Below are 23,678 nucleotides of genomic sequence, written 5' to 3'. Positions count from 1 at the left end.
GGGTGCCTCCCGGGAGCCGGTTTACGCGCGGGTAGTTTCCGGCTGATTCTGCTGCCGTTCCCGGTGGTAAGTCACTACCTTGCGTGAGCTACTCGGTGTGTCGGACCGGGCCCGCCAGCTCGCCCAGTCGCCGATTACCCCCGGGCATCTCTCGGCGGTCGACGACTTCGCCCTTGATCGGCTCCCATGGGTCGCGCTCCCATACAGGGTGTACCTGCACGGTGATTCCGCGGTTGCGCTTCTTGCCGTCGTCCGCGTACCCGACGACTACCCGCCGGGCTACCTGCTTGAGCAGTGCGTTTTTCTCCTCGGTGACCAGGGTGTCCCATTCCTCGACGAGTCCCACGATGATTGGCTGGACGTCCTCGATCGCTGGCGCGTTCTCGACCTCTGCGAGCTTGTTGAGGTCGGCCGTGATGCCGCCCTTTTTGTCGGTGAGCTGGTCACGTACGCGGGCGAAGGTCTCGGCCGGGTACTTGTCCGGGTCAAGGGCGTAGTCGGTCACGAGCCGGTCGAGCGCCTTGTCGATCTTTGCGAGTTCGGCTTGCATCCGGACCCGCTCACGGGCGGCGGCGGCGCGCTCGTCGAGGGCGGCGGGTCGCTGCTGGGTGGCCGGTGCGGCATCGATGCCGGCCGCGGCTTTGTCCTTCAGCCATTCGCGCACCTTGGTCTCGACGTCTAAACGCTTGGCGTTGATGTTCTGCGGGCATGCATCGTGACTGCGGTGCTTGTACTGGCTGCACACGAGGTAGTGGCCGCGGATGGTTTTGCCGTCGCGTCGGCCACTGTCGGATGCCGCACTGAGGTGGTGGCGGCACAGGTTGTGTCGTGCCAGGCCGGTAAGAGGGTAGGTCGCCTTGCGCGCCCGTGGCGGGGTCTTCTTCGTCGTCTCTCGGTGCTTCTGATACGCCTCCCACAGATCCCACCCGATGATCGGTTCATGCGCGCCGGGTACGTAGATGTACTGCTTGAACGGGCATCCGTTGGTTTCGGTGAACTTGCATCTGCACTTTGGGTCGTGGATGCGTAGCAGGCCGGCGGCAAAGCCCGAGTCCATGTAGCGGGCGAGGCCGGAGACGTACCAGAGGCCGCCGCGGGTGCTGCGCAAGCCGGCCCCGTTGTACCAGTGAACGAGCTGGTTGAAGCCGTCGCCGTTTACTTTCCGTTCGTAGGCCGCGTCCATGTAGGGGGCGTGCTGTTCGTGGACTTGGTACCACTCTTCTTGCAGCAGGAACTCGCCGAGGCGGTCGGGGTCGGGTATGCGGCGGGGATGCCAGATGTACCCGAAGCGACCGCGGCCGGTGGCGGGGAGTTGCAAGGCGCGGCGGTGTGCGTGGGCTTCTTTCCACTGCTCGCCGGCGCGGTCGGATTCAAATACCGCTAGGTCAAACAGGATTGCCCGGTTGAACTTTCCGACGGCGGTGGAGGCGTCTATGTCCTCGGTGGCGGACTGGAGTTGGCCGCCGACCTGTTCAAGGCGGGCGAGGTTGACCGCGATGCCCAGGTCGTTTCGGCCGAAGCGGTTGTACTTCCAGACAGCGATGCCGACAGCCTTGCGCTTCTCGACGTGCTCGATGCCACGCATGATCTTCCGCTTGAAGTTGCGGCCGGTCATGTCGAGGTCTTCGATCCAGTCGATGATGCGTCGACCGGTTCGGCGTGCCCATGCCTCGATGGCTGTTTTCTGGAGTTCGGGAGAGATTTTCTCCTCTCGCCATGTGCTCACTCTGATGTAGCCGATATACGGCTCGCCTGCGAACGGCGAACCTATCTGCAACGAGTTGGGTGTCACGTCACTGTCCTCTCAGTGGCTTTGAGGCTCTGGGGTCGCTACTGCGCTACCCCCCGCGGCAGCGCAGCTAGGTGACTACCGCTAGCCGCTTTTTTCCGGCGTCAAGTCACCGCCTTTTCAGTGATGTTGAGGGCGGCACCCGGTTGCACTCGGCCTTCCCGTACGTCCTCGTAGCACTGGAAGTAGCCGGCTTTGGCGTGGCGTTCGGCGTCGGCTTCGACTTTGCGGAGGGCCATTCGCCACGCGCTGATGAGCAGGGCCGGGACGGCGATCAGGGTGGTGATGCCACCGGCGTAGAGCGGTGCGACGTGCTCAGAGTGGATAAGCCCTTCGCCAAGCAGGGTGAGGGCAGCGACGACGACGGCCGCGAGGGCGTACATGACGGTGTGCAGGGTGCGTCGAGACATGGTTTTCCTTGTTACTTACTGGTGTCGCCTCTCTCGGGTGTTTCGTCGAGGAGTGCGTTCACCATGGACATGACCGCGACTTTGTGTGCCGGCCTGGTGATGCCGAGCGCCGCGAGCGCTTCGTCGGTACTGATCGACGTGGGCCGTTCGACTTCGGCCTCGGGGATGATGCCGGCCAGTACCAGGAGCGGGGTTAGCGGGACGTTGAGCGCCTGAGCGACCTTGCCGAGAGTGGCAGGGTCGGCGCCGCCGTCGTCTCGCAACAAGCGTGAGACGGTCGCTTGCGGGATGCCAGATTCAGTGGCAAAGACCCGCCGGCCGCCTCCCCTCTGCGAGAGGTTGTATCCGCGACGCTGCAATTCGTCATGGAGCCACCGACCAACGGTGAGCGCTCCACCGGGCTGTGGGAGACGGGCCTGGGGTTTCATGCTTGCAATGTACCGCGCACGGACGATCGCTATCGCACTGACGGCGATTTTTAGGCATGGCTTTGACCCCCTTTTGACGCACCCAGGGTGACGAACACCCCTGGTGATCGATCGTACACATGGTCACTGCGTTAGATACAAGCGGATAAGTGCACGTTGCGTGATTTACCCACTCATCTGACGTTACCCCCCACCACTGACATCGGTCCTTGATCAATCTAACTTCCACTCGTGATCAATACCTGCTACGTTCCACTCGTGATCGATACGTCGTACTCACGAAAGGTCGTACGGACGTGGCATACACCCCTGCCCATCTGATCGCCGCCGCCCAGACGCACGGCGACCACACCACCGCCGAAATCGCGCGCCGTCTTGGCGTCCCCTACGTCTCCGCCTACCGATGGGTGACCGGACGCCACGCGCCCGGCCCCGACGGGCTCGCTGCCATCGAGCGGGCCTACGGCGTCACCGCGGCCACGATCTTCACCGGGGAGGCGGCGTGATCACCTCCAAGGAAGAGGCGTTTGCCGCCGCCCGCGCCGTGCTGGATCGGGCCCGCGCCCGCCGTGACTCCATGCCCATACGCGCTGCGGCCGAGGCCGCCGCCGTCGGCAGCGCCCACACCGCCGACGAAATCGAGTTCATCCTGCGCCGCCTGCGCCGCCAGGCCGCCGCGGATCGCACCCGCGCGGCAGACCTGCCCGCCGCGGCCTGACGCCGCCGGCCTCGACCTCACCCTCGCCACACTCGAAGGAATCAGCGATGACCGTCGTCACCCTCGCCGACCACCAGCACCTCGCCGCCCCCGCCATGCCCCGCATGTCGGTCGAGTCCAAGCTCGACTACTGCAAGGCGTTCGCCGCGTCCGGTCTGCTCCCTCGCCAGTTCCGCGGGCAGCCGGCCAACCTGCTCTATGCGGTCGAGTACGCCGAATCCCTCGGCCTGCACCCCATGGTCGCCATAACCGGCGTGCACGTCATCGAGGGCAAGCCGAGCGCATCCTCGGCCCTGATTTCCGCTCTTGTCCGACGCGCCGGGCACCGGCTACGCATCAAGGGCGACGCGACGTCAGCCGTCGCACAGATCATCCGCGCCGATGATCCTGACTGGACGTTCGAAGTTCGTTTCACCATCGAGGACGCGCGCCGCGCTGGCCTGCTCGGCAAGGACGTGTGGAAGAAGTACCCGGCCGCGATGCTCAAGGCCCGCGCGCTGTCCGCCGTCGCCCGAGACGCGTGCGAAGAGGCGTTGTTCGGCATCCACTACACCCCCGAGGAACTCGGCGCCGTCGTCGATCAGGAGGGGAACCCGGTCTACCTTGCGGGCGAGGTACAGCGGGACACCGGCGAGCAGGCGCCGCAGGCGCAGGCCGGGCCGCCGCGCGACTACCTCGCCGAAGCCGAGGCCGCCGCCGACGCCGACGCGGTGCGGTCGTTGTGGGCCGAGGCCAAGGCCGCGGGCGCACCCGAGCACTACCTCGACCAGCTCGCCGCGATCGGCCGTGACCGCGCCGCCGCCAAGTCCGGCGCCCCGGTGCCGTCCGAGGACGTGATCACCGTCGACGCCGCCGATGACGGCTACCGAGCCGCCCCGGACAGCGATGCCCAGATAGCCGCCGACACCGCCACCGCTCGGGCTGAGATGTACCAGGCCGCGCAGGCTGCCGGCCTCGACGTCGAGGAGGCCAACGAGGCGTTCGAGGCGGCGCACGGATGCCCGGCCGTCTTCGCCACCGCGGAGCAGTTGCGCGCCCAGGCCGCCGACCTGCGCGAGGCCGTCGGCGGTGCCCAGTGAGCGCCGAGGACATCAAGGCCGCGACCACCCGTGAGGCCGTGCTGAAAGCGTTGTTGGACGAGGTGAAGGCCGCTTACGAGGAGGCGCGCACGGAGGTGCAGCATCACCTCGACGCCGCCCAGGAAGCCACCGGGGCGCGGCAGTTCGCCGCCGCGTTGCCGGACGGCACGAAGGTGGGCACGATCTCGCTTACGGGCGGGGAGCCGGCCGCGCAGATCGTCGACGACCAGGCGTTCACGGCCTGGGCCCGAACGGCGTTCCCGGCCGAGCGCGTGACGCGGATCGTCAAGGACGTGCGCGAGGCATTCGTCGAGCGGTTGCTCGGCGAGATGACCGCGGCCGGCGTGCCACAAGTTGTCGACCCGGCCTCGGGCGAGGTGCACGACGTGCCTGGGGTGGAGATCCGGCCCACGCGGAAGCGGTCGCACTCCGTGCGGTTCGCCAAGGGCGGCAAAGAGCTGGTCGGCCAGGCATGGCAATCGGGCATGTTGACGCCCCTGGCGCTGCCCGCCCTCGCCCCCACGTCCGACGTTGCCTGATTCACATCTCCGCCCGGGAGCCTTCCGTTTCGCTCCCGGGCCCTCCCTCCTCTTTCAGGAGTCCTCAAGTGCCCTGGTTCAAGGTGGACGACACCGCCCACACACACCCCAAGATCATCAAGGCGGGGAATGCTGCGCTCGGCCTGTGGCTGCGCGCCGGCGCCTACGCCGCCCAGCACTTGACGGAGGGTGCCGTGCCCGGGGTGGTGGTGCAGCTCTACGGCACCGCCCCACAAGCCCGCAAGCTCGTCGCGGCCGGCCTGTGGCACGAGCACGGGCACACCTGCCCACGGTGCGCGCAACCGGCGGCCGGCGACTATGTCGTGCACGACTTCCTCGTCTACAACCCCACCCGCGCGAAGGTGCAAAGCGACCGAGAGGCCGCAGCCAAGCGGCAGCAACGCGCCCGTGAGCAGGCCACCGCACGACGCAATCGCCGCGGAAACGTCGCGGATTCGTCTGCGAACGCGGATCGATTCACCGGCGAATCATCGGCGGAAAATTTCGAATCTGCGCCGGAAAACGGGGCGTTTCTCGATGAAACCGCAGGTCAGGCGGGTTCGTCACGGAGTGACGGTGTCACCCCGTCACGGTCCCCCCGGCCCGGCCCGACCCGACCCGATGTACCTCCTACGGAGGTACAGCAGCAGCCACGCACGCGCGCGGGAGTCATCCCCGAACTTGCTCCCTTGGCCGACGCGCTCGCCGACGCCGGATGCGCGCTGCGATGGCAACTCGGCCTAGGTGAGCAGCGCGACGTTTGGCGCCTCGTCCAGGCACACGGCGTGCCCACGCTCGTCGACGTGGTCACCCGGCGCACGGCTCCCGGTGAGGAGCCCAAGCCTGCCCGCTACTGGCTGCGGGTCTGGTCGGACCTCGACCGCGTCCCCGCCGCCGCGCCGCACGGCTCGAACGTCGTCCCGTTCCGGCCCGCGGCCCCGGCCGCGCTCACCAGCCACACCGACAACCTCGCAGCAGGACTTGCCCTGTTGGAGAAGGAAGGTTTCTCCTGATGCAGCACACCCACGTTGCCGCCCTGTTGAACTTCGCCGCCACCCTCGACAGCCGCGTTCGCCGCGTCATGGCCAGCCCCGAGCAGTCCGCGGCCACCATTCGCGCGTGGTCGCAGGCCCTCGACGGCATCCCCGCCGCCTCCGAGGCCGCCGATTGGGACGCCGCCCGCGCCGTTCGTCGCTACTACGAGCAGCGCAACGGCGACCGCAGCGCACAATTCCGCGCAATCGAGCCGCACGACCTGCTCGCCGCATGGGCGCCGTACCGCGCCGAGTTGATGAACAGACACACCGACCCCGCGCCGCCGGTCGACCCCGACAACGTCGACGCCTACCTCGCTGAGCTACGTACCGGGCGGGCCGCCGTCGCCACCGGCCAGGCCGCGCCCATCGAGCGCCCCCAGCTCACCGGCGGGCCGCACCCCGCCGTCGAGGCCCGCCTCGCCGCCATCGGCAGCCCCATCCCGCCGGCCGTGCGGCTGCAACTCGCCGCCTACCGGCCCACCAAGGCGCGCCGCGAGGCCACCGTCGCCGCCGGCCAGCCCGATCCCCTGTCGGTGCCGTGCCCGTGGTGCCACGCCGAGGAGGAGCAGCCGTGCCGCGGCGGATGGCGCCCCAACGGCAAGGGCCGACGCACCAAGACCACCCCGCACGACAGCAGAGCCGAACTCGCCGCCAATCCCCAAGGAGTTGCAGCATGAGCCGCAAGAACTACCGCCTTACGGCCACCTGGCCCACCCCGGCACCCCGGGTGCAGTTCCAGACGTCCGACCGCAAGCGCCTCTACTCCAAGGCCCGGACGTGGGCAGGCGAGGGCGCCGTCGTCGTGATCGAGAAAGCCCGCGGCGCGCGGTGGCTGCCCGACACCACCCTCGACGGCCCCGCCATGCTCGCCGAGCAGCAGCACCAGGCCGCCGAGAAAGAAGCCGCCGCCCGCCGGGCCGCTGTCGAGGCCGAACTCGCCGCCCGCACCGCCCGGTTCGTCGACAACGTGCACGCCGAGGCCGAGCACAACCGGCACGCCCGACTCATGCAGGCCCCGCCCGTTCCCCGGCGCGCCGCGGGCCGACTTGCCGCCGCACACGTCGTTGCCGGCCGGGGCATCCGATGACCGCGCCCGCCGTTGTTGCCCTGCTGGCTGGGGAGCTGTACGACCTGCACCCGGACGCATACGACGGACGCGAGCACCCCGTCGCCCCGGCCGCCGTCCAGGCCGCCGAGCGCCTACTCGACACCCTCGCCGAGCACGGCCTCACCATCACCACGAACCGGGCCGCGTAGCCCGCCAGGGGCGCCCAAAACTGCACGTCAAGGGGCGCCCCTACGCGCTATCATTCATTCTCGATCGATACATACCGTTCACGAGAGAGGAACTGCCATGGCCGGAGAGACCACGATCACCCTCGCTGGGAACCTCGTCGACGACCCCGAACTGCGGTTCACCACCGCCGGCGCCGCCGTCGCCAAATTCCGCGTAGCCAGCACCCCCCGCACCTTCGACCGTCAGACCAACGAATGGCGCGACGGCGAAAGCCTGTTCCTGACCTGCTCCGTGTGGCGCCAGGCCGCCGAGAACGCCGCCGAATCCCTCACCCGCGGCATGCGCGTCATCGTCACCGGCCGACTCAAGCAGCGCACCTACGACGACCGCGAAGGCGTCAAGCGGACCGTGTTCGAGCTGGACGTCGAGGAAGTCGGCCCGTCCCTGCTGCGCGCGACCGCCACCGTCACCAAGGCAGGCCACCACAAGGCCCCTCAGCAGCCGCAGCAGCCCGCCACAGACCCTTGGGTGACTCAGACCCCAGCAGCACCGCAGTACGCCGCAGAACCGCCGTTCTAAGCGTTGCGAGTGCGGCGAGACTCGCGAATCTCGCGCACCTCCGCCGTTGGCGCATTGCGCTTGACCGACTCGATGCCCTTCTCGCATGCGGCCTTTGAGTTATAAGCCTCACCGACCGCGATGATCTCGCCGTTGCCGGCCTTGAGCCGGTACCGGTACTTCCCCGCCTTGTCCTCGTACATCTCGAACTTGCCGGCCACAACGCCTCCTGCTTGTGGGGGTTTCTCCCCTCCAGGAACGCACCCACACAGCCGTGCAGCAGCCACACGCCGCCCATTCGAGTGGCAACGGCAAGCGCCTCCGCCGCGACCGGTCGAACCCGCCCCCGTGCGCGCGGGGGACGGCCGGCCCTCCTCACCCGACTCCCCTCGACACCTCGGAGGTCCGCCCCGTGATCGTCCCGACCCGCCGCACGGTCCACGTGACCCGGACCGAACACGCCCTACCCTTGCCCGCTCACCTGCTCGACGTCGCACACCTCGTTGAAATAGTGCGCGATGAGCTGCACCGCGTTGACCGGCCGGCCGCCGACGCCGAGGTACGCGTCACCGACGGGGACCTGATCGCGTCGTACGAGACGCGGCGCCTTTCGGCGGTGCGCCGATGACCGCCCCTGACGAACGCCGCGCGCAGATCGATGTGTTGCTCGCCCGGTACGGCCGCCACGCCCCGGCCGAGGCCGCGCACCTGCGGACCCTGATCGAGGCCGAGCGCACCACCGCCGACCGGTACCGGCGCCAGGCCGGCGGGCAACAGGCCGCCGTACGCCGGTTGCAGCGCCGCCTCGACGCCGCCGAGCAGGCCATCGTCGAGGCCGAGCAGCGCGCCAACGCCGCCGAGCAATCCAGCCCCGGGAGGGATGAACCATGCACAACCCCGTAGCCGTTCGCGCCGCCGAGAACCTCGCCACCATCCGGAACCACTGGGCCGAGCTGCTGCTCGCCATCGAGACCCCGCCCGCCGACGCGTGGCCCCCGCGGCAACTCGTACACACACTGCGCGCCGTCGACGACGAGCAGCTCGACGTCGAGGACCGGGCGCCGCTCGTGCTGCGCGAGCACCCGGCCCCGCTGAACGTCGACGCCCTCGACACCGGCCTCGCCATCGAGCGCGCCGTGTTTGACCTCGCCGACACCCTCGCCGCTGCCGTCCAGCACGCCGACCTCGACGACCCGCGCCGCTGGAACTACCGCAGCGCCACGGATCCCGGCAGCCGCGCGCACGGCCTGCATTGGGCCGCGCTGTACGTCGAGGGCCGGGTGCTCGACGAGGACACCGAGCCCGAACTGCTCGACGACGACACCCTCGTGTCGGCCCCGTTCACGCCCCTGCCCGAGTACCTGCTGCACGAGGCCGCCCTCGTCGCCCACCAGTGCGCCGGCCGCCTGCTGCGCACCCTTGGCCTTGACCACCGCGCCACCCCAGTGCCCGGCCGGCCGTGCCCCTGGTGCGGCGGTGAACTCACCTTGCACACCAGTCCGGATCAGGGGCCGAGCGTCACGTGCGGCACGGGCCCCCAGTGCCCCGCCCCCGTACCGCTCACCCTCACGCGCCGGCGGGTGTGGGAGTGGCATGCCCTGCTCGCCCTGGTGACCGCACTGGACGCAGCGGAGCAGGGAGGGGAGGCGCCCCCGATGGCCGCGTGAGGCCAAGTCGAGGCGCAGGGCCCGGAGTTGATCCGGGCCCTTTCTCGCACCCCGCTTGTGTACTCGGTACAGCACCCAGTACAGTTACAGACGTACCACCGGACTCCACCCGGCACCACCACAACCACGGGAGCTAACCCCGATGAACACCCGTATTTGGGCTCGAACCGAATCCGGCAATCTGTGGCACGCCTTCACCGAGGACGGCGAAGGCCCGGCCCTGTGCCACAGCCGCATCTGGGCGCGCATGTTCGCCCGCATGAACGACGACTTCCGCACCCGCGAAGGCGCAGAGTCGCCGCTGACCACCCGGTGCGAGCGGTGCGTTGCGAAGTTCGAGGCCCTGCTCGCCGAGGCCACTGTCGAGCACACCCCCGCCCCGGCCGAGGCCGCCGAGAAAGCCGTCGACGGCCCGACGTTCACCGAACAGGCCGGCGTCAGGTACGCCGTGATCGGCAAGGGCAAGCGCGTCCACTACTCGCCGAGCAACGACGACGGCCTTTGTGGTCGCGCCATCACCGCATACCTTGACGTCGAGGACGCCGTCGCCCTGTTCGACAAGGGATACGAGCTGTGCGCGCCCTGCCACCGCGCCGCCGAGCAACGCGCCGAGGCCCGCCGCCTCGCCGCCGCCTCGCCCCTCGCCGCCGCCGCGGCCGAAGTCGCCGAGACCGTCGAGACTGCCGACGCCGAAGCCGAGGCCACCGCCCGGAACCTCTCGCCCAAGATGCGCGCCATTCTGCCCGCCGTCGCTGCCGCCGGGTCCTGGCGCACTACCGCCGGCCTCGCCGAACTGCCCAAGGGGGTCACGGATCCGAGCCTTCAGGCCCTTATCCGGCGCGGCCTAGTGGAAGAGTTCGAGACCGGCGAGACCGCCACCGACTTCCAGGGCCAGCCGTACAAGGTCAAGCATCACCGCATCTCCCCCAAGGGCCAGGCAGCACTCCGCGTACTCGACGCCGAGCGCGAGGCCGCCCTCGACCGCCTCGCCGCCGAGGTGACGCAGCTCCACACCGAGGCCGACACCCTGCTCGCCGACACCCGCGAAACCGCTGCCGAGGCCGACCAGCTCGCCAACGAGGTCGACGCCTGGGGCGCCGAGGTCGACGCCATCACCGAGCAGCGCGTCGTCGAGGGCGTCATCGTCGAGCACGCAGGTACCGCCAAGGGCAGCACCCCGAGCAACGCCTCGCACCCCGATGTCGCTGCCGCCCGCGTCGCGCTCGACCAGTTGAAGGCCGCAGACATAACCGATCACCACGACGTCACCGAGCCGACCGACGCCGAGCGCAGCGTGCGCGGTTACCTGATCGACCCCCGTACGCAAGGCCGCATCGCCGTGTACTGGCTCGAAGGGGGCCGCATCATCCGGCGCGACGACCCGTGGCACGGGCCGGCCCTGGATATCCTCGCCGACCGCCTGCGCTCCCGCGGGTGGGCCGTCGAGCGGATGCTGCGCAGCTCGCAATGTGTGTTCGCGCACCGCCCGGACGAGGACGCCGCGCCGGCCCAGGCACAGCCGGCCGCGCTCGCCGAGCTACCCACCGCCGACACGCTGTGCCTGCATGGGCAGCGCCCACGGCCGGACGTGAGCGGCGACCCGATCACCTGGTGCGCCCGCAAGCAGCCCAACCAGAGCGCCGGCGTGTTCAACGACGAGGGGTGCGTGCTGGCCGTTGATTGCTGTGTCGAGGCCGCGAACGACTGCGCGCAGTACAACGTCGAGGCGGAAGCACCGGCCGGCGACCCCAAGTTTTCGTGGGCGCTTATGTGCACGGAGCACGATGAGCAGACGGCCGACACCTGCGAGGAGTGCAACGCCATCCCGGCCGAGGACCGGTGCAAAGAGTGCGCGGGCAAGGGCTGCCACTGGTGCCACTGGACCGGCGAGCAGCAGCCCGAGCAGGCCGAGGCTGACAACGAGAAAGGCGCCGCCGAGGCCGAGCTGCTCGACACCGTCGACGCGGTCGAGAAGGCCGAGCGCGTCGACGGCACATGGCGCGGCGGCTGGATCGCCAGCGCCCCGGCCGACGGGGCACTGTTCGACCTCGGCCCGGACGAGCAGGGCGCCCTCTTCACCTGACCGGTACCGTTCCGCCCGCCCCGTACCCGCGGGGCGGGCCCGTCCAGAAAGAGACCAGCAGATGAGCAGCAAGCGGAACGAGATCAACCCAGAGCAGCAGCGCGCCGCCCTGGCGGCCTACTTTGCCGACCGGCCCCAGCTCGCCGAGTTCGCCCGCGACATGCTGCGTGCCTTTGAGGTGTCTGAGGAGGAGGGCGCGCGGGCACGTCTTGCCGCGGCCGGCGCCGCGCGGAAGGAGTGGAAGGAGTACGAGCGGCACATGCCCGAGGTGATCCTCGACGCTCGCGACGCTGGGGTGTCCGGCGCGGAGATCGCCCGTGAGTTGGGCACGGGCGAGTCGTACGTGTTCCGCATCCTGCGCACCAAGACTCGCTACTCGTACCGCCTCGACGTCTACGACGATCCCCGTATTGGGCCGGGGTGGCAGACGGAAGAGAACGGCGACGGGATCGCCGACATCAGCGACGACGGGACGCTCGCCAACCCGGCCGCGCTGGTCGAGGAGATCCGGCGCGAATGCCTCGGGAAACGCCGCGCGCACCTGGGCGCCCGCGTCCTGCTGTGGCACGGCGCCGACCTCGGCGAGGACGACGACGCCGTGTACGCCCAGGAGTGGCCCGCCGCCGGGGCCGACGAGCAGTAAAACGAAGCAGGCCCGCCCGGCACTCCACATGCCGGAACGGGCCCTAACCGATCACGGGAGCTAACCCCGCAATGGCTACGCACAACCCTACCGCCGGTGCGCCGGCCGCCCCGAGCCGTCTGTCGTGGGCGCCCCTCGGCGCGGCCGTCGCCGCAACCGTCGGATTTGCGTTCCTCGCGTTCAGACTTTCTTTCGAGTCCCTCACTGGGCTTGCCGTCGAGCACGGCATCGCCCCCGACATTGTGTGGATGTTCGCCGTCCTCGTGGACGGTGGCGCTGTCGTCGGAACCGTCGGCGTTGTCTCCGCCCGGCGCGCCGGCCGACCGACGGTCGCGTACTGGTTGACCGTTGTCGCGTTCGCGTCGGTGTCGCTGGCATTCAACATCGGGCACTCCGACGGAACCGGCGCCGGTATCGCCGTCGCCGTCGTGCCGCCTGTCGCGCAGCTCGTCGCAACCGAGCTACTCGTGCGGATGCTGCCCACCGCCGGCGCCACCGCGGCCGTCGACGACGTCGCACCGGCGGTTGCCGCCGCTACCGACGCCGCGCGCCACGCGCAGGCCGCCGCCAACGCCGCCCACACCGACGCCACCGCGGTACACGCCGCCCTCGACACTGCCGCCCGGACCGTCGCCGACGCCGTCGACCGCACCCTCGACGCCGCCACCGTCGCCACCGACGCCGCCGCCCGCGCGGAGCAGGCCGCCGCCACCCTGACCGACGCCGCCGCGCCACCGTTGGCCCTGGTCGACCTCGCCGCCGCCGTCGCCGCCGTCGACGGGCCACCGGCCGCCGAGGACGTCACCGACGCTCCGGCGCCGCTCCCCCTCGCCGCCACGTTCACCGCGCCGCCGCTCCCCACGCCAGCCCCGTTCGACGACGACGCCACCCCCGGCGCCCCGGCGTCAACCACCGGCGCCGCGCCGACAGACGCCGTCGCCGCATACCGACGCCTGCACAGGGAGACCGGCAAGCGGCCGACGGCCGAGGCGCTCGGGCAGGCACTCGGCCTCAAACGCACCCGGGGCAGCGAACTACGAATCACCGTCGAGCGGGCGCTCGGCATCCACCTTGCGACCGTTATCAAGTCGTGATCTAATGGGCGGCGCCTCCGGCGTGCCCGGAAACTGAACGTACGCCCCGTCGACACTCCCCCCCGGTCGACGGGGCGTTCGCATGCCCAAAGGAGGTGATGAGCCATCGCCGCGCCCATCACCGACAAGGACCGCAACGAGGTTCGCCGCCTGCATGGGGCCGGCCAGTCCCGGAACCAGATCGCCCGCGCCATCGGGCGCAGCAGCTCGACCGTGTCGAAGATCGCCCGCGACGAGGGACTGCGGTTCGAAGGCGGGGCGCGGGTCGCTCCAGCCACTGCGGCGCGGCAGCTCGACCTCGCCGAGCAGCGACGACAGCTCGTCGGCCGCCTGTACGCCCGCGCCTCCGCCAACCTCGACCGCGTCGAGGCCACCGAGTATGTGCGCGTTGAGCTGCTGCCCACCGGCCGGCCCGTGCGGCTGGTCTCCGATGAGCCGCCCGCCCAGGATGAGCGCCACCACTCCCAAGCCATCAGCTCATACCTGACGAGCGCCGCGCGGCTCGTCGAGATCGACGCCGGCACCGGTACCGGCGAGGTCCGTTCCATGCTCACCGACCTTGCCCGCGGCCTGCGCGCCGCGTTCGCCGACGCCGACCAGGCCGAGACGAACGAGGGGACCGACACCGGGAGGTGAGCCTGTGCTCGACTCCCTGCCGCTGTCCCGGAAACAGCTCCAGTCCATCGCGCAGGCCACCGCCCGTATCTGCCTATGGCACGGCGCGGTGCGCTCCGGCAAGACCGTGGCCTCACTGTTGGCGTTCGTCCTGGCCGTGGCCGAAGCGCCCGCATCGGGACTGATCGTGATCTGTGGGCGCAGCTTGCAGACCATCGAGCGCAACTGTCTCGAACCGCTGCAAGACGAGGCGCTGTTCGGGCCCGTCGCCCGGCAGGTACGGCACACCCGCGGGGCGACCACGGCCGTCATTCTCGGCCGGACAGTGCACCTGATCGGCGCGGCCGACGCTCGCGCCGAGGGCCGCCTGCGCGGCCTGACTGCCTGCCTGGCCTACGTCGACGAGGCAACGCTGCTCCCCGAAGGGTTCTGGACACAGCTCCTCGCCCGTCTGTCCGTGCCTGGGGCGCGGCTGCTGGCCACCACCAACCCGGACGGTCCGCGGCATTGGCTCAAGACGGGCTATCTCGACCGCGAGGGCGAACTCGACCTCATGTCATGGCACTTCCGCCTCGACGACAACCCGAGTCTTTCCCCGGCCTACGTGGCATCGCTCGCCGCCGAGTACGTCGGGCTGTGGAAACGCCGGATGATCGACGGCGCGTGGTGCGTCGCCGAAGGCGCTGTCTACGACATGTGGGACGAGCAGCAGCACGTCGTCGACTCCCTGCCCGCGATGCGCCGGCTTTGGCTCGGCATCGACTACGGCACCACCAACGCCACTTCGGCCGTGCTGCTCGGCCTCGGCGACGACGACCGCCTGTACGCGGTCGCCGAATGGCGCCACGACTCCCGGCAGACCCGCCGGCAGATGACCGACGCGCAGTACAGCATCGCCATCCGTCGATGGCTGGCCGAGCAGCAGGTCGCACCAGAGTGGACGTTCGTCGACCCGTCGGCCGCTTCGTTTTCCACACAGTTGTGGACGGACGGGCACCCCGGCATCGCACGTGCCCGAAACGACGTCCTCGACGGCATCCGCAGCGTGTCGACCGCGCTCGACTCCGGCCTGCTGCGCGTCCACTCCTCATGCTCCGGCCTGCTGTCCGAGCTGCCTGGCTATGCATGGGATCCCGCCGCGTCCGACCGTGGCGAAGACCGCCCGATCAAGCGCGACGACCACTCGTGCGACGCGCTGCGCTACGCCGTGCACTCCACCGCGCACGAGTGGCGCCACCTGATACCCGCGCCCGCCGATGAGGAGGTGACGTCCCGTGCCGCTGCCTGACAACGGCGCCCCGTGGCCGCCGCCGACGCTCGGCAACCTGTACCGCGAGATGCGCGTCGATGACGCGTGGTACTCCGGCGACCGGCGCCGCCTGGCCGACGTCCACCAGGACCACAAGCACCGGCGCGACGGCCGCCGCCGACTGTGGGCCCGCCACCGCCACCCGCAGCCCGGCCGGCACGACACCCGGCTGCATATCCCGCTTCCCGCCGACATCGCGACCACCTCGGCCGACCTCCTGTTCAGCGAGCCGCCCACGTTCACCGTGGCGCACCCGGCGACGCAGGCCCGGCTCGACGAGATCACCGAGGCCGGCGGGATTGCGAACACGCTGCTCGAAGCGGCCGAGATCGCCGCAGCGCTCGGCGGGGTGTACCTGCGCGTCACGTGGGATGCCTCCCTCGCTACCCGGCCGCTGCTGACGGCCGTGCATGCCGACTGCGCCATACCGGAATTCCGCTGGGGGCAACTCGCCGCCGTCACCTTCTGGCGTGAGCTGTCCGCGGACGGATCCACCGTCTGGCGCCACTTGGAGCGGCACCAGGCCGGGCGCGTCCTGCACGGCCTCTACCAGGGCACCACCGACAGCCTCGGCACGCGGACACCGCTCACGGAGCACCCCGAGACAGCACCGCTCGCCGACTCCCTCAGCTCCGAGGGCGACACGATCGAGACCGGCCTCGACCAGCTCACGGCCGCCTACGTGCCCAACATCCGCCCCAACCGCAGGCACCGCGGATCACCGTTCGGCCGCAGCGACTACCAGAGCGCGCACGACCTGTTCGACGCCCTCGACGAGACATGGTCGAGCTGGCTGCGCGACATCCGCCTCGCCAGGGCCCGGCTGATCGTGCCCGACGGCTACCTGCGCGACCACGGCCCCGGCCGCGGCGCGTCGTTCGACGATGACCGGGAGATCTGGCAGGCACTCAGCATCCCGCCGGGCGACAACAACGCGGCAGGGATCACCCTGTCGCAGTTCGCCATCCGAGTTGCTGAGCACCAGCAGACGGCCGACGCAATCATGCGACAGGCCGTACAACTCGCCGGATACTCCGCGCAGTCCTTCGGCCTGGGCGACTCGACCGCCGCCACGGCAACCGAGGTCACCGCCCGCGAACGCCGGTCAATGATCACGCGCGACAAGAAGTCGCGTTACTGGGCCCCGGCCCTGGCCGACATGCTGCATGTGATGCTCCGCCTTGACCAGGCCCTCTACACCCCGGCACTGACACCGGAACGGCCGGTGATTGTGTTCGGGGATTCCGTCAGCGAGGACCCGCAGAGCGTCGCGCAAACTCTGTCCCTGCTCCAGCAGGCACAGGCCGTCAGCGTCGAGACCAAGGTGCGGATTTTGCGTCCGGATTGGGACGACGACGCCGTACGGGCCGAGGTTGACCGCATCCAAATGGAGACCGGCACGGCCGTGCCCGACCCGATGCAGGCTGGCGTCCTCGACTAGCTATCGCACCCGGAAGATCACCGCCAAAAGCCGTTCCGCTCGTGCCCTGACCTGCGGTTCGGGGTGCGCCATGGCTACAGCGAGCAGCACCGTAACCAGGGCATAAAAGGGGGTAGAAACGGCCGCGATTTGCGCATCAATTCCCATCACACGAGAGAGATTACAAGCTCGCTGATTCCACAAGGATGACGCTTATGATTTGACTTTACAGCACTCCGTTGTATTGTTAGCCCTGTCAATTCCCATAAAGCGCAGGCCAGAGGCTACCTTCGAAGTCTCGCAGTCTTCTTGCGCAAGGCATTCGAACAGAGATTCGCGTGACGCGCATCACGCGAATCTCTTTTTACCATTCCGCACTTTTCGGCATTTAGTCGAAATATCCGGGGGGAGTGGGCATGCCTATTCATCCCGGAATGGTCGAGGATCTGTCGGCCGGCGTGCGCGACCTCTACGCGGCGGCCGAGACGCGGCTGCTGGGCATCGTCGCCCGGCAGCTCGCCGCCGGCTACGACGCTCCAGGGTGGGCGGTCGCAAAGCTCGCCGACATTCAGCCGCTGCGGCGGGCCGCGCAGAGCGTCGTCGACGAACTCGGCAAGGCCATGACGCTGGATGTGTTCGACGTGATCGCCGAGGCATACAACACCGGTGCCCGCGCAGGACTGGCCGAACTCGGCGCGCTGCACGACAACGACACCCAGCGGATCGCTGAAAGCACCCCGAACGGACGCGCCGTTGACCGGCTGGCGCACGAGACCATCGACCGCGTTACCGCCACGCACCGCGGCATTCTCCGCGGCGTGGAAGACGGTTACCGCCAGGTGGTCAGCGAGGTATCCGCTACGCCCCTGCTGGGCATCGACACCCGCCGCCAAGCCACGCAGGCCGCCATGGAGCGGTTTGCCGATCGTGGTCTGCGGACGTTCGTTGACAAGAGCGGGCGCGCGTGGTCGATGACCTCGTACGCCGAGATGGCCGTGCGCACCAGCGTGGGGCGCGCCGCCGTCGAGGCGCACGGCGACCGCATACGCGCCGCTGGCGTATCCCTGGTGATCGTCTCCAACGCGCCGCACGAGTGCCCGCTGTGCAAGCCCTACGAGGGGCGTGTGCTGGCCCTGGACGGCCCGGACGGCTCCCGCACTGTGGAGGTCGAGCACGCCGTCGAGGACGGCCGCACGGTTCGTGTGCAGGTGGCCGGTTCACTCGACGAAGCGCGCCGCCACGGGTTCCAACACCCGAACTGCCGGCACTCGGTTGCTGCCTACCTGCCTGGGGTGACCCGGGCCCCGGTCGAGCACTCCACCGACCCCGACGGGTACGAGGCAACACAGCGGCAGCGCGCGATCGAGCGGGGTATCCGGAAGTGGAAGAACCGCGCCGCAGCCTCGACCACACCCGAGGGCAAGCGAGCGGCCGAGGCCAAGGTGCGCGCCTGGCAGAAGAAGCAGCGCGAACACCTCGCCGAACGCCCCGAGTTGATTCGCCGGCGGTACCGCGAGCAGCCCGGCGCCGGGAACCTCCCGAGCAACGCGCTGCATCCGCCGCAGGACGCCGTAGAGGCCGCACGGGTGCGCGCCGGCGACGAGCGGACTCTGCCGGAGATGGCCGACGAGCAGCTCGCCGTCGCGCATGGCTCCGGGCACCTGGACGAGCGCGACCGCGGCCGGATCGAGGCCGAGGCCGACCGGCGCGACGAGCGCGACCTGCTCGACCGTGTCCGTCCGCACGGGCGCCTCGCCGAGGATCTGACCGCGTTCGGTGACTCCGAACTCGCCCGCGTGCTGCCGCACCTGGGCGACGACGACGTTCTGCGGGTGGCCGCCGAGATGGACCGCCGCGACGTGGCCGCCGGCCTGCCCGGCGCCCGGACTGACTTGATCGGGCTTTCCGACGCGCAGCTCGCCCGCCGTGCTCGGGGCGCGGACGCCGGCGAGCTGGGCGCGCTGGCTGCCGAGGCGGACCGCCGCGACCTCCTGCGGACCGTGTTCCCCGGCGGGTACCTGGCGGCCGACCTGTCCAGCCTGGGCGACGACGTCCTCGGCTGGGCCATCCGCTACGGCCGCGAGGGCGATGTCGAGAAGATCGCCGACGAACTCGACCGACGGCACCCGCCCGCCCCGCCCGCCGAGGCACACGGGGCGCACACCGTCGAGGGACAGCTCGCCGACCGGGCCGCCGTCGACGAGGCCCTCACCCCGGCCGCTGACCCGGACGACTGGGCGCACCTCGCGTTCGACGACGACCGGTACGCGGGCATGTCCGCCACCGAGCGATGGGTCGCGGAGCGTGAGGACGCCGCCGCGGCGCAACGCTCGGCCTTCTCCCGCGAGCAGATACGCGAGATGTACCACGAGCACATCGCGGCTCAATGGCTGGAGGCCGAAAACGCGCTGCGCGGGCACCTGCTCAACCGGCGGGCCGAGGCCGACGGCATCGACCCCCGATCGCTGTTCACCGGCCCGGCACACGTGGCCTATGCGCGTGCGTCGGAAGACTTGATCCGCTGGTGGGAGACCCATCCGCGAACTACGCTGGCCGAGTACACCGAGCAGATCACCGGCGTCCGGGACGCCGCCGCACAGACCGCGCGGCACTCCCGCAACGACCGGCAGAACCGACGGTAAGGAGGGTCCATGGGCATCAGGGGTGATCTGGTCCGCGCGATCAACGCGGGCGCAGCGGCCGGCCGTTCCGGCGACCCGGTAACCGCCTGCCCCTTCCCGTCCGGAGACCTGCGCCGCTCGGCGTGGGTGCGCGGCTACGCGAAGACGATGCGGCTGCCCGACGAGCAGCACGACCAGGAGCAGGCCGCCGAGTAGGCACTGCTGCACCAACCGACCTGAAGGGCCCGCCGATGGCGGGCCCTTTGTCATGCCTGCACACCACCGCAAAGGACCCGACACCCATGTCCGACACCACCACACCGACCGCCGAGGCCACGCCGACCACCGGCACCCCGGCCCCAGAGACGCCGTCCGCCCCCGTCACATCGACGCCGGCCCCGGCCACCGAGCAGCAGCTCGCCGACGCCACCGTGCGCGCCGAGCAGGCCGCCGCCGAGCGCGACGAGCTGCGGGCCGCCCTCGACGCGGTGACCAAGGCACTCAACCCCAACGGCGACCAGGGCGAGCAGGACCCGGCCGCGCTGGCTGCCACGGTCGCCGAGCGCGACAAGCAGCTCGACCAGACCGGCGCCGAACTGCGCACGGCGCGCGTGGAACTGGCCGCCTACAAGGCCGCCGCAGACCACGGCGCCCGCGCCGACCGCCTGCTGAACTCGCGGTCGTTCCTCGACGCGGTCGCCGCGCTCGACCCCGCCGACGGGAAGTTCGACGAGCAACTCGTCACCGCGATCCGGGCCGCCGTCGAGGCCGATCCGGATTTGTACCGCGCGACCCCGGCCGTCCCCGGCCGCGGCGGTGCGGAGTTCAACGGCGCTCCGGCTGCGCCCACCAAGCCGGCCACCCTCCGCGACGCCATCGCCGCCCGGCTTGGCGCCTAAAACCTAGGAAGTACCCATGGCAATCACCCTCGCCGACGCCAAGCTGAACACGCAGGACGACATCGATCTGCGAGTGATCGACGAGTTCCGCAAGTCCTCGTGGCTGCTGGACAACCTGACCTTTGACGACGTCGTGAACCCGGCCGGCGGCGGGGCGACGCTGACTTACGGCTACACCCGCCTGGTCTCCGAGCGCGGCGCCGCCTTCCGCCCGCTGGGCACCGAGTACGGCACCGAGCAGGCCAAGCGGTCCCGCGCGACCGTCGACCTGTCCGTGCTGGGCGGCGCGTTCGAGATCGACCGCGTCCTGTCCAACCTCGGCCCGGCCGCCACCAACGAAGTCACGTTTCAGATGGGACAGACGATCAAGAGCGCGCGTGCGTTCTTCTCCGACCAGGTCATCAACGGCACCCGCAACACCTCCACCGCAACCGGGTTCGAGGGACTGTCGAAGGTGCTCACGGGCTCCAGCACGGAGTACAAGGCCCCGGCCGACTGGTCCACCCCCGCCGACCAGCCCGCAGCGCACAACGCCCTCGACTCCCTCGACGAGTTCCTCGGCCAGCTCGACGACACCCCGAGCGCGCTGCTCGGCAACAAGAAGACCATCGCCCGTATCCGCAGCCTTGCGCGCCGGGCCGGCTACTACAGCCGCGCCGAGAACGCGTTTGGGCAGACGGTCGAGTCGTACAACGGGATCCCGTTCATCGACCTGGGCGCCAAGGCCGGCAGCGCCGATCCGGTGATCGGCATCGACGCCAAGACCGGCACCACCGACCTGTACGCCGTCCGGCTGGGCCTGGATGCCTTCCACGGTGTCTCGACCGTCGGCGGCGGCCTGGTCCGCCAGTGGCTTCCGGACTTCTCCACCGCCGGCGCCGTCAAGCGCGGCGAGGTCGAACTCGGCCCCGTCGCCGTCGCGCTGAAGACCACCAAGGGCGCCGCGGTGTGGCGCGGCATCCAGGTCAACCCGACCACTCAGGCGGAGTGATGTTGCGCCGCCTGTACGCCACCCCCGAGCAGCTCGCCGCCTACCTCGGCGAGCCCGCCCCGGACGGCGCCGAGCGGCTGCTCACCCGCGCGTCCGAGGACGTCGACAGTGCCCTGCTGACCGCGGTGTACGCGGTCGACGAGGACGGCGACGCCCTCGACGCCCAGGTGCGCGCCGCTCTATCCGATGCCGTGTGCGCGCAGGTCGAGCATTGGCTCGCCACCGGTGACGACGGCACCGGCGCCGGCGGCATCTGGGACTCGGTCAGCATCGGCCCGGTGTCCCTGTCGGGCCGGTCCGGGCAGCCGCCGGCCGCCGGCGGCGTCGAGCTGGCCCCGCGCGCCGCCCGCGCCCTACGCCGGGCCGGGCTTGAACCGGGGGTGGTGTGGCCGTGGTGACCCAGGTACCCGCGGTGCTGCTGCGGCATCGGATCACCGTCGAGCCGTACGCCGGCGAGGGCGCCTACGGGGCCCAGTACCGGCACGCCATTCCCAACGTGCGTGCCCTGGTGGACGAAGCCCCGCGCATGGTGCGCACCGCCGACGGCCGCCAGGTCACGGCAACGGCGACCGTGATTGCCGGGCCGACGCTCGACTGCCCACCGGGAAGCGTGATCACCCTGCCCGACGGGCGCACCACCATCGCGCTCACCGTTGCCCGGCACACCGCCCCCGGTCTCCCTGTCCCTGCGTGTACGGAGGTGACGTGCGAATGAGCCAGTCCGCCCGCCTGCGCTGGAACGGCCAGGCCGCAACCGCCGCCATCCGGCAGGCTGCCGCCCGCGGCGCGCTGCTCGGCGCCGAACACGTCCTCCAGGCCAGCCGTCAGCAGGTGCCGATCGCCGAGGGCACCCTCGAACGCTCCGGCGCCGCATCGGTTGACGAGCAGCAGCTCGTCGCGGCCGTCTCCTACGACACCTCGTACGCCCGCCGGGTGCATGAGGATCTCAACGCCCGTCACTCTCCGGGGCGTTCGGCGAAGTATCTGGAGTCTGTACTGCCGCAGGAGTCGGCGACGGTTCAGGCGTTGATCGCCGCGCAGGTGCGGCGGGCGCTGCGCTCGTGAGCTACACCGCCGACCTCCTCGACGGGCTCGCCCGCCGGCTCGACGCCGCCGGGGTCGGTACCTACCGGCCCGACGGCGTGTATGTGCCGGGCGATACCGCGATCACCATTGCCGCGATGCCGCCGGCGCCGGATCGCGTGATCTGCCTATCTGCCTACCCGGTGGCCGACTCTCCCGTGCTCACCGACACCACCACCGGCCTACAGGTCCGCACCCGTGCCGGGGCAGACCCGCGCGAGGTCGACGCCCTCGACGACGCGGCGTTCGACGTGCTGCACGGATCCGGCCCCCACACCTGGGGCGCGGCCCGCGTGCAGCTTCTCTATCGCGTCTCGGCCGCGCCGATCGGAGCGGACTCTGCCGGCCGTATGGAGCGCAGCAGCAACTACTACGCCCGCGCCCACCGCGCGGCCCGACACCTCGAATAGGAGGCGCCACGATGGCAACCCCGACGCCGCCGGCCGAGACCGTGACCGCACTGGCCCGCCGCTACCGGCTGGAGCTGGACACAGGCAAGGACGGCCCGCCCACGTGGGCCGTGATTCCCGGCATCACCGAGTTCACCCCCAAGATCGAACCCACGCAGCAGGACGTAACCACCTACGACGCCGAGGGCTGGTCGGAGCAGGCCGTGACCATGCTTGCCTGGTCGGTCGAGGTCACCCTCGCCCACCGCGCCCACCCGACCACCGGGCGGTTCAACGCCGCGCAGGAAGCCCTGCGCCGGGCGTCCATGTCGTTCGGTGCCGCCTCCTACGTCCGCGTGCGGTACTACGACCGCAACGGCGCCCCGGACGCCCAGGAAGGTACCGCCCTGGTCACATGGGAGCCCGAGGGCGGCGGGCCGGACGAAGTCGACACGATCAAGGTCACGCTTACCGGATCGGGTCCGCTGGTCGAGATTCCCAACCCGGTTGGGGACGCGCCGCCCGTGAACACCAAGGGCGGTGATGCGTAGTGGGGTTCGAGGCGCTAGACGAGCTGCTCGACGAAACGATTCAGCTCCCCATCCGGGGCACCGTCTACACCGTCCCGGCCCCGTCCGCCGAGGTAGGTCTGCGCACGCAGGCACTACTGAACGCCGCGGCGGTGGCGGCCGACGGCGGGCGCGTCGACGAGCAGGTGCTCGGGGACGCCGCCGAGCGTGACCTGTATGCCGACGTGCTCGGCAGCGCGCATGCGCAGATGGTCGCCGACGCCGTGCCCTGGCCAGCCCTCAAACACGCCGCCCTGACCGCCATGGTGTGGATCACGCAGGACAAGGCCGCGGCCGAGAAGTTCTGGAATGCGGGCGGCGACCCAAATCGAGCGGCCCCGAATCGGGAGACGCGCCGGGCCCGATCGGGCGCGGCGAGGTCGACCCCGAGTCGGGGCTCTACGAGTGGTACGAGTGGCCCGAAGGCACCCCCCGCCCGCGCCCGGGGCAAGGGCAACCGCCCGCGCTGACCTGGCCCAAGCTCCTCGGTCACTGGCCGT

Annotated in this window: 32 protein-coding genes; 28 read left to right on the top strand and 4 right to left on the bottom strand. The window is 70.4% G+C overall.

What is annotated here, in order from left to right; genetic code table 11:
• Window positions 1-88: 88 nt before the first annotated feature.
• From JNO44_RS23305 to JNO44_RS23295, 3 genes are all read right to left on the bottom strand, one after another.
• Window positions 89-1,792, bottom strand: coding sequence for a recombinase family protein (locus tag JNO44_RS23305; RefSeq protein ID WP_205365959.1), 1,704 nt, complete (start codon window positions 1,790-1,792; stop codon window positions 89-91).
• A gap of 101 nt (window positions 1,793-1,893) precedes the next feature.
• Window positions 1,894-2,199: a hypothetical protein gene (locus tag JNO44_RS23300; protein ID WP_205365958.1), complete on the bottom strand. Its 306-nt coding sequence runs from the start codon at window positions 2,197-2,199 to the stop codon at window positions 1,894-1,896.
• An 11-nt stretch (window positions 2,200-2,210) separates the two neighbouring features.
• The gene (locus tag JNO44_RS23295) at window positions 2,211-2,627 is read right to left on the bottom strand and encodes a helix-turn-helix domain-containing protein (protein WP_205365957.1); all 417 of its coding nucleotides are present in this window, start codon (window positions 2,625-2,627) and stop codon (window positions 2,211-2,213) included.
• A gap of 296 nt (window positions 2,628-2,923) precedes the next feature.
• On the opposite strand from JNO44_RS23295, the gene JNO44_RS23290 reads away from it, so the two are divergent.
• The 9 genes from JNO44_RS23290 (at window position 2,924) to JNO44_RS23250 (ending at window position 7,816) form a co-directional block, all read left to right on the top strand.
• Entirely contained in the window at window positions 2,924-3,133 is a 210-nt protein-coding gene (locus tag JNO44_RS23290) for a helix-turn-helix domain-containing protein (RefSeq protein ID WP_205365956.1), read from the top strand.
• Window positions 3,130-3,345, top strand: coding sequence for a hypothetical protein (locus tag JNO44_RS23285; protein ID WP_205365955.1), 216 nt, complete (start codon window positions 3,130-3,132; stop codon window positions 3,343-3,345). The genes JNO44_RS23290 and JNO44_RS23285 overlap by 4 nt, the downstream gene beginning before the upstream one ends.
• 47 nt (window positions 3,346-3,392) lie before the next feature.
• Entirely contained in the window at window positions 3,393-4,424 is a 1,032-nt protein-coding gene (locus JNO44_RS23280; protein WP_205365954.1) for a hypothetical protein, read from the top strand.
• The gene (locus JNO44_RS23275; protein WP_205365953.1) at window positions 4,421-4,963 is read left to right on the top strand and encodes a hypothetical protein; all 543 of its coding nucleotides are present in this window, start codon (window positions 4,421-4,423) and stop codon (window positions 4,961-4,963) included. Before JNO44_RS23280 ends, JNO44_RS23275 begins: the two co-directional genes overlap by 4 nt.
• A gap of 68 nt (window positions 4,964-5,031) precedes the next feature.
• A complete protein-coding gene (locus JNO44_RS23270; RefSeq protein WP_205365952.1) occupies window positions 5,032-5,976 on the top strand; it encodes a mucin-2 in 945 nt (314 codons plus the stop codon).
• On the top strand, window positions 5,976-6,677 hold the full coding sequence (locus JNO44_RS23265; RefSeq protein WP_205365951.1) for a zinc finger domain-containing protein: 702 nt from the start codon (window positions 5,976-5,978) through the stop codon (window positions 6,675-6,677). The genes JNO44_RS23270 and JNO44_RS23265 overlap by 1 nt, the downstream gene beginning before the upstream one ends.
• A complete protein-coding gene (locus tag JNO44_RS23260; protein WP_205365950.1) occupies window positions 6,674-7,087 on the top strand; it encodes a hypothetical protein in 414 nt (137 codons plus the stop codon). The genes JNO44_RS23265 and JNO44_RS23260 overlap by 4 nt, the downstream gene beginning before the upstream one ends.
• Window positions 7,084-7,257 carry a hypothetical protein gene (locus JNO44_RS23255; protein ID WP_205365949.1) on the top strand — a complete coding sequence of 58 codons (174 nt, stop codon included), beginning with the start codon at window positions 7,084-7,086 and terminating at the stop codon, window positions 7,255-7,257. The genes JNO44_RS23260 and JNO44_RS23255 overlap by 4 nt, the downstream gene beginning before the upstream one ends.
• A gap of 97 nt (window positions 7,258-7,354) precedes the next feature.
• Window positions 7,355-7,816 carry a single-stranded DNA-binding protein gene (locus tag JNO44_RS23250; protein WP_205365948.1) on the top strand — a complete coding sequence of 154 codons (462 nt, stop codon included), beginning with the start codon at window positions 7,355-7,357 and terminating at the stop codon, window positions 7,814-7,816.
• On the opposite strand, the gene JNO44_RS23245 is transcribed toward JNO44_RS23250, so the two are convergent.
• Window positions 7,813-8,016 (bottom strand): YegP family protein, encoded by a 204-nt coding sequence (locus JNO44_RS23245; RefSeq protein ID WP_205365947.1) that lies wholly within the window; start codon window positions 8,014-8,016, stop codon window positions 7,813-7,815. The genes JNO44_RS23250 and JNO44_RS23245 overlap by 4 nt on opposite strands.
• Before the next feature lie 191 nt (window positions 8,017-8,207).
• On the opposite strand from JNO44_RS23245, the gene JNO44_RS23240 reads away from it, so the two are divergent.
• The 19 genes from JNO44_RS23240 (at window position 8,208) to JNO44_RS23150 (ending at window position 23,648) form a co-directional block, all read left to right on the top strand.
• The gene (locus JNO44_RS23240; protein WP_205365946.1) at window positions 8,208-8,423 is read left to right on the top strand and encodes a hypothetical protein; all 216 of its coding nucleotides are present in this window, start codon (window positions 8,208-8,210) and stop codon (window positions 8,421-8,423) included.
• The gene (locus tag JNO44_RS23235; protein WP_205365945.1) at window positions 8,420-8,698 is read left to right on the top strand and encodes a hypothetical protein; all 279 of its coding nucleotides are present in this window, start codon (window positions 8,420-8,422) and stop codon (window positions 8,696-8,698) included. The genes JNO44_RS23240 and JNO44_RS23235 overlap by 4 nt, the downstream gene beginning before the upstream one ends.
• On the top strand, window positions 8,683-9,462 hold the full coding sequence (locus JNO44_RS23230; RefSeq protein ID WP_205365944.1) for a hypothetical protein: 780 nt from the start codon (window positions 8,683-8,685) through the stop codon (window positions 9,460-9,462). Before JNO44_RS23235 ends, JNO44_RS23230 begins: the two co-directional genes overlap by 16 nt.
• 142 nt (window positions 9,463-9,604) lie before the next feature.
• Window positions 9,605-11,545 (top strand): hypothetical protein, encoded by a 1,941-nt coding sequence (locus JNO44_RS23225; RefSeq protein ID WP_205365943.1) that lies wholly within the window; start codon window positions 9,605-9,607, stop codon window positions 11,543-11,545.
• 61 nt (window positions 11,546-11,606) lie between these two features.
• The gene (locus JNO44_RS23220) at window positions 11,607-12,188 is read left to right on the top strand and encodes a hypothetical protein (RefSeq protein ID WP_205365942.1); all 582 of its coding nucleotides are present in this window, start codon (window positions 11,607-11,609) and stop codon (window positions 12,186-12,188) included.
• Window positions 12,189-12,259: 71 nt separating this feature from the next.
• On the top strand, window positions 12,260-13,282 hold the full coding sequence (locus JNO44_RS23215; protein WP_205365941.1) for a DUF2637 domain-containing protein: 1,023 nt from the start codon (window positions 12,260-12,262) through the stop codon (window positions 13,280-13,282).
• 105 nt (window positions 13,283-13,387) lie between these two features.
• A complete protein-coding gene (locus JNO44_RS23210) occupies window positions 13,388-13,918 on the top strand; it encodes a helix-turn-helix domain-containing protein (RefSeq protein ID WP_205370296.1) in 531 nt (176 codons plus the stop codon).
• Between the two features lie 4 nt (window positions 13,919-13,922).
• The gene (locus tag JNO44_RS23205) at window positions 13,923-15,185 is read left to right on the top strand and encodes a PBSX family phage terminase large subunit (protein ID WP_205365940.1); all 1,263 of its coding nucleotides are present in this window, start codon (window positions 13,923-13,925) and stop codon (window positions 15,183-15,185) included.
• Window positions 15,172-16,647 carry a phage portal protein gene (locus tag JNO44_RS23200; protein WP_240167628.1) on the top strand — a complete coding sequence of 492 codons (1,476 nt, stop codon included), beginning with the start codon at window positions 15,172-15,174 and terminating at the stop codon, window positions 16,645-16,647. The genes JNO44_RS23205 and JNO44_RS23200 overlap by 14 nt, the downstream gene beginning before the upstream one ends.
• A 395-nt stretch (window positions 16,648-17,042) precedes the next feature.
• Window positions 17,043-19,268 carry a phage minor capsid protein gene (locus JNO44_RS23195; RefSeq protein ID WP_240167627.1) on the top strand — a complete coding sequence of 742 codons (2,226 nt, stop codon included), beginning with the start codon at window positions 17,043-17,045 and terminating at the stop codon, window positions 19,266-19,268.
• Between the two features lie 9 nt (window positions 19,269-19,277).
• Complete coding sequence (locus JNO44_RS23190) at window positions 19,278-19,463, top strand: Rmf/CrpP fold protein (RefSeq protein WP_102924305.1); 186 nt, start codon at window positions 19,278-19,280, stop codon at window positions 19,461-19,463.
• A gap of 86 nt (window positions 19,464-19,549) precedes the next feature.
• The gene (locus JNO44_RS23185) at window positions 19,550-20,146 is read left to right on the top strand and encodes a hypothetical protein (RefSeq protein WP_205365939.1); all 597 of its coding nucleotides are present in this window, start codon (window positions 19,550-19,552) and stop codon (window positions 20,144-20,146) included.
• Window positions 20,147-20,162: 16 nt separating this feature from the next.
• Complete coding sequence (locus tag JNO44_RS23180) at window positions 20,163-21,137, top strand: major capsid protein (RefSeq protein WP_205365938.1); 975 nt, start codon at window positions 20,163-20,165, stop codon at window positions 21,135-21,137.
• Window positions 21,137-21,535 carry a hypothetical protein gene (locus JNO44_RS23175; RefSeq protein WP_205365937.1) on the top strand — a complete coding sequence of 133 codons (399 nt, stop codon included), beginning with the start codon at window positions 21,137-21,139 and terminating at the stop codon, window positions 21,533-21,535. Before JNO44_RS23180 ends, JNO44_RS23175 begins: the two co-directional genes overlap by 1 nt.
• Window positions 21,532-21,852, top strand: a complete 321-nt coding sequence (locus JNO44_RS23170) for a hypothetical protein (RefSeq protein WP_205365936.1) — start codon at window positions 21,532-21,534, stop codon at window positions 21,850-21,852. Before JNO44_RS23175 ends, JNO44_RS23170 begins: the two co-directional genes overlap by 4 nt.
• A complete protein-coding gene (locus JNO44_RS23165; RefSeq protein ID WP_205365935.1) occupies window positions 21,849-22,202 on the top strand; it encodes a hypothetical protein in 354 nt (117 codons plus the stop codon). The genes JNO44_RS23170 and JNO44_RS23165 overlap by 4 nt, the downstream gene beginning before the upstream one ends.
• Complete coding sequence (locus JNO44_RS23160) at window positions 22,199-22,630, top strand: minor capsid protein (RefSeq protein ID WP_205365934.1); 432 nt, start codon at window positions 22,199-22,201, stop codon at window positions 22,628-22,630. The genes JNO44_RS23165 and JNO44_RS23160 overlap by 4 nt, the downstream gene beginning before the upstream one ends.
• A gap of 11 nt (window positions 22,631-22,641) precedes the next feature.
• Window positions 22,642-23,160 (top strand): phage tail tube protein, encoded by a 519-nt coding sequence (locus tag JNO44_RS23155; RefSeq protein ID WP_205365933.1) that lies wholly within the window; start codon window positions 22,642-22,644, stop codon window positions 23,158-23,160.
• Complete coding sequence (locus JNO44_RS23150; protein ID WP_205365932.1) at window positions 23,160-23,648, top strand: DUF7426 family protein; 489 nt, start codon at window positions 23,160-23,162, stop codon at window positions 23,646-23,648. The genes JNO44_RS23155 and JNO44_RS23150 overlap by 1 nt, the downstream gene beginning before the upstream one ends.
• Window positions 23,649-23,678 lie beyond the last annotated feature (30 nt).

The sequence above is a fragment of the Streptomyces noursei genome, assembly GCF_016917755.1.
Classification (GTDB): domain Bacteria; phylum Actinomycetota; class Actinomycetes; order Streptomycetales; family Streptomycetaceae; genus Streptomyces; species Streptomyces yunnanensis.
The sequence above is the reverse complement of the archived record's forward strand: the minus strand, read 5'-3'. Positions and strand labels throughout refer to the sequence as shown.